This is a genomic window from Microcystis sp. M53603_WE2 (assembly GCF_030065435.1).
In genome coordinates this window covers 1-5,703 of the sequence record NZ_JASJFF010000661.1, presented here as the reverse complement: position 1 = coordinate 5,703, position 5,703 = coordinate 1, and the positions used below count along the sequence as shown (strand labels likewise).

Sequence of the window (5,703 nt, the reverse complement as noted above, 5' to 3'; positions counted from 1 at the left end):
GTCTGCTGAAAAAGTTTTTCGTGGGGACAGGGTGTGGGGTGTGGGGTGTGGGGTGTAGGGTTTTACCGATTTTGAGGGGGTCAATTACCTAATTTTCAGGGAAAAAGTCCAGGGATTTTTCCCCCGATCACTCCCAGATCCATTACTTTTTGATGGCCAAAAGGTCTAAAAGTTTTACCCAACAAGGTTTTTAGATTTATTCAGCAAACCCTACATAAACAAACTATAATCTACATGAAAGAAATGTCCTAATAATTTCGCCTGTTCTTGGCTAATTGACCCTTTTCCTGCAATTAAACTAGAAGCAATTTTGTCAGAGCCAAGGATTATGGCTATGTCTTTCTTGTTAACGCTTTGTTGCTCCATCAAAAACAATAACATAGAATTAGGTGTGGTTGATTCTTGTAGATAAAAGCTTCTTTCAAAATTCTCAATTAAAAAAATTAGAAGCTCATAAAGTTCATCTTCTTCGGGAGTTCGATGCTGACGGTGCATCAATTCTTCGACAATAACCAGAGCTTTTTCATTTTCTGCTTCTGTTCTGATAACTTTAGGTAAATGGCGAGCTAGTAATTCTTTGTATTTTTCTGGATTAAAAGTAAGGGTCATTTTTCCATTGCTCCTTATCGTATTCAGCGTGAGTTAAAACATACTTGATATAAATTAGCCGCTTCTGATAATCGATACTGGTTATAAGGCGATAACGATTTCCTTTAATGTTAAAAACAGTAAAATTACCAACTGCTTCTGCTTGGGGAAATACTGTTTGAACCTCAACTAAATTATACCAAATTGCTTGACTGGCAATTTTATGCCAATTTTCTAAAGCGTGTTTATTCGTAAATTCTCGTAATCTTCGATAGCTGATGACGTGCATTTATAAAAACAAACATAAATTATCTCTATTGTGTGGACAATGCTCATTAAATAAAATTAAGGAATACATTTTTTAACTTGCTCAAGAGACAATCCCAACGTACTAGCAATTTGCTCGGCCGTCAAGCCAAGCTCGACTAAGTTTGGAATAATTTCTAGTTTTGCTTTTTGTCTTTCTCTTTCCAGAATTGTCAGGCTTTCTTTAACATAAGGTATAGCAGTTTCTTCTATTATTGATTCAATATTTTCTGTCTCATAACTTTGTGAAGGATTAGCACAGAGGTTAATGTTACCGATTTGCACAGGATTAACCATATTGGAGTACGCATTTGCCACTCCTAATCTTTCAATAGTAGCACGGAAATTAGACTTATTTAAATCTTCTCCTAAAGCTTCGGAAAGAATGCGCCACAGTTGATAAGCTTCATCTTTAGTATGCCCTGCCGAACAATGATATTCTTCAGAAATATGGGTATATTTTTTTCCATTAAGGACTCCCTTCAGAATCGCAACTTGCAGACTGTCAAGATGTTGCCCCGTTTGTGCGAAAACTAGGTCATCCACGTATTTCAACACCGCTTGTACGTCCATTAACCTGTTGCTTCATACCTCTAACGCCCACCCGTTATTATCCGCTATAATCCGCTTTTTGTCAAGATTATTAATAAAACTCCCGCCTTTATCCGCCACCATCCGACTTTAGATTAGCTGAAATCAGGCTTATGCTTGAAGCAGGAATTGATGAGGCTAAAAGAATGGCTAATAAAATTACCACCATAACACTAGCTACTGGAGTTTTCCTCGGTTGTGCAGTCATTGAAACTCCCGTTGTAAATTCTGCTCCAACATTACTCGGACCAACTCCTTATCTTAGCTTTAATGATAGTCCATTTAAAAATGTTAACTTTAGCTATTTTTACCTTGAGAATTTTGAGGATGGTTCCCTGAATGTGCCAGGTGTTACAGCCTCTAGTGCTAGTGGCTTACCATTGGGCGTGGAAGGTCCAGGTTTTTATACAGATTCTGTTGATATTGACGACGGAGTGATTGATGGAAACGGGCAACAAGGTCATTATCTCGTTGAAGTAGGTAATGGAATAATAGGAGGCTTTAAATTTACTTTCAATGCCAATACTTTAGGAAACTTTCCTACTCATGTAGGTATTGTCTGGACAGATTCATATTCAAGCTTTGGCGGAATAGATCAAACACCACTAACTTTTGAAGGGTTTGATGCACAAGGAAATTCTTTAGGTACTATTGCACTTGGTCAGGGACAGATTGGCGATACCAGAAACGACGGAACAACAGTTGATGATCGCTTTTTTGGAGTTATCAATTTAGCAGGCATTTCAGCTATCTCAATATCTCAGACTTTGATCAATGTAGGCTTTGGAGTAGATCACTTAGAATATGGATTTGTTCCCCAATCTAGTCAACCTGTTTCTGAACCTTCCACTGTCTTTGGTTTATTAGGATTCGGTTTATTTGGACTAGGTGTATTCTGCAAGCGGACTGTTTCAGCTAATTGGATGTAATAGATTCTCCCGATCTCCCGGGGAGCATCCCACTTTTGCAATAAGCAATTGTACTTAGATGTGAAATGCTTATATGGCAAGCCTTTTCGGGAGTTCATAGATTTTTAACGGTTGTCTAAATTGTGTGATTGGAACCAGAATCGTTATACTAAATCCGGTTATTAAAGACTGATTATTTATTCCCCCTTTTGCATGAGTGCCTTTTGCCTGTCCTGATATGTAGCCTATACTCAACGGATTTAGTATAACTTCTGCTGATCACCATAAGTGAGAGAAATTCACAAATATGAGATACACCCGATTGATAGTGAACACTCATTATATATTAATAAACATAAATAAATATGAAGTAATTTAAGTTTCAAGAAGAATGAACCCGATCTTTTTTACGATGGGGGTAAAAGTGATTTTCAATTTCTCAGGTTGAAAGATGAATCCAGATTAAGCTATCTCAACGATAAGAGGACAAGCCAATGTTTGAAGATTTTACCTATATTACCGATGAGGCTTTTTTAGAGAATTATTGGTGGGAAGAAAAAGTTATCTGTCCCCACTGCCAGGGCAAAGAAAGAATCTATCTAGAGACGGAGAATGAATCCGTCCCCTGTAAATTCTGTGAGGGTAAAGGCATTATTAAACGAAAACAAGAGGAAACTAACTATTCCTAAAAATCTGTAAAATTAGATACCATACATTAAAAATATTCTTGAGTTAAAACCTCTGGCTGACATTGTTTAATTTCGCTGTTAATTCCCAGGGCAGATTCCGATTGGAGGTCTTCGATATAACCGGATTGATGGGATAAAGCTTCCGAAAAACTCTTAAAAGGACCGAAATAATAGAGACATTTCGGCTGAGTGGTGGTGATCTCTATCCACCAAGGTTGAGGTAGTAAACTAGGCTTAATCGGGGCAGTTTCTGGGTCAAGAGGCCTTATACTGAGAATCTTGGCCCCTTGGCGCAGGAGGCGCTGTGTTTCTTGACTCATGCGGCTTTTAGGTACTCGCAGCACTGTCCGGGAGAAGCGTTGAGGCAAAGAGCCAGAAGAACCGGAAAAAACAACTTCATAGAGAAATATTTGATTCTCTCCCTGATTATTAGCCTCTAGCATACAGAAAAGATTCTCTTTTAAGGGTAAGGGTTAAAAAACAGACGCTACTTTGAGCAGATGACTCAAGCAAAATCATCTCCTAACAGAGTAGCGCATCTTGATACCATAGCATAGAGCGGCAAAAAGTTAGGTTTTGACCTACTCTCCCCTCACAGCATAGCTTGACGAGAGATTCTTCAACAAGAAGAACCCGATAGAGTTCTTTATGATGCTGTAGCCGAATCTAGGGCCGTTATCTTAATGGTGAGGTACAAAGTTTTTGTTTTTTGGAGTCGGTGGTCGATGCCAAATCCTCTTATACTTCATCTTTATGAGAAACCCTGTCAATAGGGTTTGCGGCAAAAAGTTTTTCCTAGGGGTAGGGTGTGGGGTGTAGGGTGTAGGGGTTTCCCCATTTTTGAATTGGCGAATTACCTAATTTTCAGGGAAAAAGTCCCTAAATTTTCCCACCGAACAATCCAATGGCTGGCACTTTTTGATTTCAAAAAGACCAAAAGATATTAGCCAAAAAGGTTTTTATATTTATGCAGCAGTCTCTCAATAATATTGACAACAAATAGAGTTTTTAAACAAATATGCAGCCACCAAAATTAAGCTTAGGAACCAGATTATTTTTATCCCATCTCCTCGTTATGGTGGTGGGATTGAGTAGCTTTATTATCATTGCTAAATTATCTTCTCCGCGAATGTTTGTTTTGCGTTTGGAACAGTTAGAAAGGCAGGGATTTTTTACCGTGCGATCAGCGAGAACTTTCTTGGTTAGGGGTTTTGAGACAGCTTGGGATAGTAGTGCCATTTGGTCATTCATTGCGGGAGGAAGTACGGCTGGTTATCTGAGTTTTTTGGTTTCTCAACGCATTATGAAACCGGTAAAACAAATGAAACAAATCACTAAAAATTTTGCTGAAGGGGATTTATCGGCGCGAGTTCCAGAAAGCGAAATCCCAGAATTAAATCAATTAGCCATCAGTTTTAATCAGATGGCGATTAGTTTAGCCGATGTGGAAAAACGGCGCCAGGAATTAATCGGTGATCTTACCCACGAATTACGCACCCCTTTAACTGTGGTACGGGGATATTTAGAAGAATTAGCCGATGGTGCGATCGAACCTAATCCAGAACTTTATCAGAAATTAGTGAAAGAAACCCGCAGGTTAGAACGTTTAACCCACGATCTACAGGAGCTATCGCGAGCGGAATCTGGTTATCTATCGATTAAAATGCAACCTGTTAATTTATTACCTTTGTTAAATTCTCTCATCGAAAAATTTGCCGATCAATTATTAGAAGATGGACCGACTTTACAGTTAGATTGTCCCCCCAATTTACCATCTGTCATGGCCGATCCCGATCGCCTCGAACAAATCTTAGTTAATCTGCTCGGTAATGCCATTCGTTACACCGATAATGGTGCAATTACCCTGCAAGTGACAAGGGACAAAAATCGCCTACAAATTGCCGTTATCGATACAGGAATTGGCATCGCAGCAGAGGATTTACCCTTTATTTTCGAGCGCTTTTGGCGGGCCGATCGTTCTCGTTCCCGTTATTCTGGGGGTAGTGGTATTGGTTTAGCGATTACCCGTCGTTTAGTGGAATTACACCAAAGTCAAATCGAGGTGGAAAGTGAATTAGGTAAAGGCAGCACTTTCCGTTTTTCCCTAGCAATATCGGCCAATTTTCAGTGAACAGTGAACAGTAATCAGTAATCAGTAAACTGAAAACTCACATCTGATAACTGATCACTGATAACTGATCACTGATTAAATGCCGTGACTTTTGCCGATCACCCAATGACGACGGAAGAAGCGAGCGAGCGAGGTTTCTTCTAAGGATAAGTAAATCGGTCTTCCGTGGGGACAGGTGCGGGGATTACGGGTATTTTGCCAATCATCGAGTAAATTCTGCATTTCTTTTAAACTTAAAGCTGTACCGTTGCGGATAGCACTCCGGCAAGCGGTAGCCACCTGAGCGGTTTGTAAATCCCCCCCTAAACTTAATTCTAGTAAAGCATCAGCCCGATCCTCGCGTTCTTTGAGTAGAACAGGAATACTACGAATTGCCCAAGAGCGATCGCCAAAACTAGCAATTTCTAATCCTAAACGTTGTAATTGTTCGATTTGTCGAGTAGTTAACTGATTTAAGATGATCGGAGTATCTAACGGCACGATTTCCCAG

At 39.5% G+C, this 5,703-nt stretch carries 7 protein-coding genes and 1 pseudogene; 3 read left to right on the top strand and 5 right to left on the bottom strand.

The window, feature by feature from the left end:
• Positions 1–210 precede the first annotated feature (210 nt).
• The 3 genes from PX481_RS14395 to PX481_RS14385 are packed head-to-tail and all read right to left on the bottom strand — an operon-like array spanning position 211 to position 1,467.
• Positions 211–609, bottom strand: coding sequence for a helix-turn-helix domain-containing protein (locus PX481_RS14395; protein WP_002788855.1), 399 nt, complete (start codon positions 607–609; stop codon positions 211–213).
• Entirely contained in the window at positions 593–877 is a 285-nt protein-coding gene (locus PX481_RS14390; RefSeq protein WP_004159317.1) for a type II toxin-antitoxin system HigB family toxin, read from the bottom strand. The genes PX481_RS14395 and PX481_RS14390 overlap by 17 nt, the downstream gene beginning before the upstream one ends.
• A 56-nt stretch (positions 878–933) precedes the next feature.
• Positions 934–1,467 carry a helix-turn-helix domain-containing protein gene (locus PX481_RS14385; protein ID WP_002788851.1) on the bottom strand — a complete coding sequence of 178 codons (534 nt, stop codon included), beginning with the start codon at positions 1,465–1,467 and terminating at the stop codon, positions 934–936.
• 131 nt (positions 1,468–1,598) lie between these two features.
• On the opposite strand from PX481_RS14385, the gene PX481_RS14380 reads away from it, so the two are divergent.
• Together PX481_RS14380 and PX481_RS14375 are read left to right on the top strand one after the other, a co-directional pair.
• A complete protein-coding gene (locus tag PX481_RS14380; RefSeq protein WP_288094810.1) occupies positions 1,599–2,414 on the top strand; it encodes a PEP-CTERM sorting domain-containing protein in 816 nt (271 codons plus the stop codon).
• A gap of 473 nt (positions 2,415–2,887) precedes the next feature.
• Positions 2,888–3,082: a hypothetical protein gene (locus PX481_RS14375; RefSeq protein WP_004159306.1), complete on the top strand. Its 195-nt coding sequence runs from the start codon at positions 2,888–2,890 to the stop codon at positions 3,080–3,082.
• A 26-nt stretch (positions 3,083–3,108) separates the two neighbouring features.
• On the opposite strand, the gene PX481_RS14370 is transcribed toward PX481_RS14375, so the two are convergent.
• Positions 3,109–3,525 (bottom strand): DUF1816 domain-containing protein, encoded by a 417-nt coding sequence (locus PX481_RS14370; protein ID WP_288094809.1) that lies wholly within the window; start codon positions 3,523–3,525, stop codon positions 3,109–3,111.
• A 575-nt stretch (positions 3,526–4,100) separates the two neighbouring features.
• Here PX481_RS14370 and PX481_RS14365 point away from each other — a divergent pair.
• On the top strand, positions 4,101–5,213 hold the full coding sequence (locus PX481_RS14365; RefSeq protein WP_287170110.1) for a sensor histidine kinase: 1,113 nt from the start codon (positions 4,101–4,103) through the stop codon (positions 5,211–5,213).
• A gap of 75 nt (positions 5,214–5,288) precedes the next feature.
• Here PX481_RS14365 and PX481_RS14360 read toward each other — a convergent pair.
• Positions 5,289–5,703 (bottom strand): annotated as a pseudogene (locus PX481_RS14360) (DNA mismatch repair endonuclease MutL); the annotation flags it as partial.

Bases quoted from the DNA above. Each gene is read 5' to 3' on its own strand.
- PX481_RS14395 (WP_002788855.1), bottom strand. From the start codon at position 609: ATGACCCTTACTTTTAATCCAGAAAAATACAAAGAATTACTAGCTCGC.
- PX481_RS14390 (WP_004159317.1), bottom strand. From the start codon at position 877: ATGCACGTCATCAGCTATCGAAGATTACGAGAATTTACGAATAAACAC.
- PX481_RS14385 (WP_002788851.1), bottom strand. From the start codon at position 1,467: ATGGACGTACAAGCGGTGTTGAAATACGTGGATGACCTAGTTTTCGCA.
- PX481_RS14380 (WP_288094810.1), top strand. From the start codon at position 1,599: ATGCTTGAAGCAGGAATTGATGAGGCTAAAAGAATGGCTAATAAAATT.
- PX481_RS14375 (WP_004159306.1), top strand. From the start codon at position 2,888: ATGTTTGAAGATTTTACCTATATTACCGATGAGGCTTTTTTAGAGAAT.
- PX481_RS14370 (WP_288094809.1), bottom strand. From the start codon at position 3,525: ATGCTAGAGGCTAATAATCAGGGAGAGAATCAAATATTTCTCTATGAA.
- PX481_RS14365 (WP_287170110.1), top strand. From the start codon at position 4,101: ATGCAGCCACCAAAATTAAGCTTAGGAACCAGATTATTTTTATCCCAT.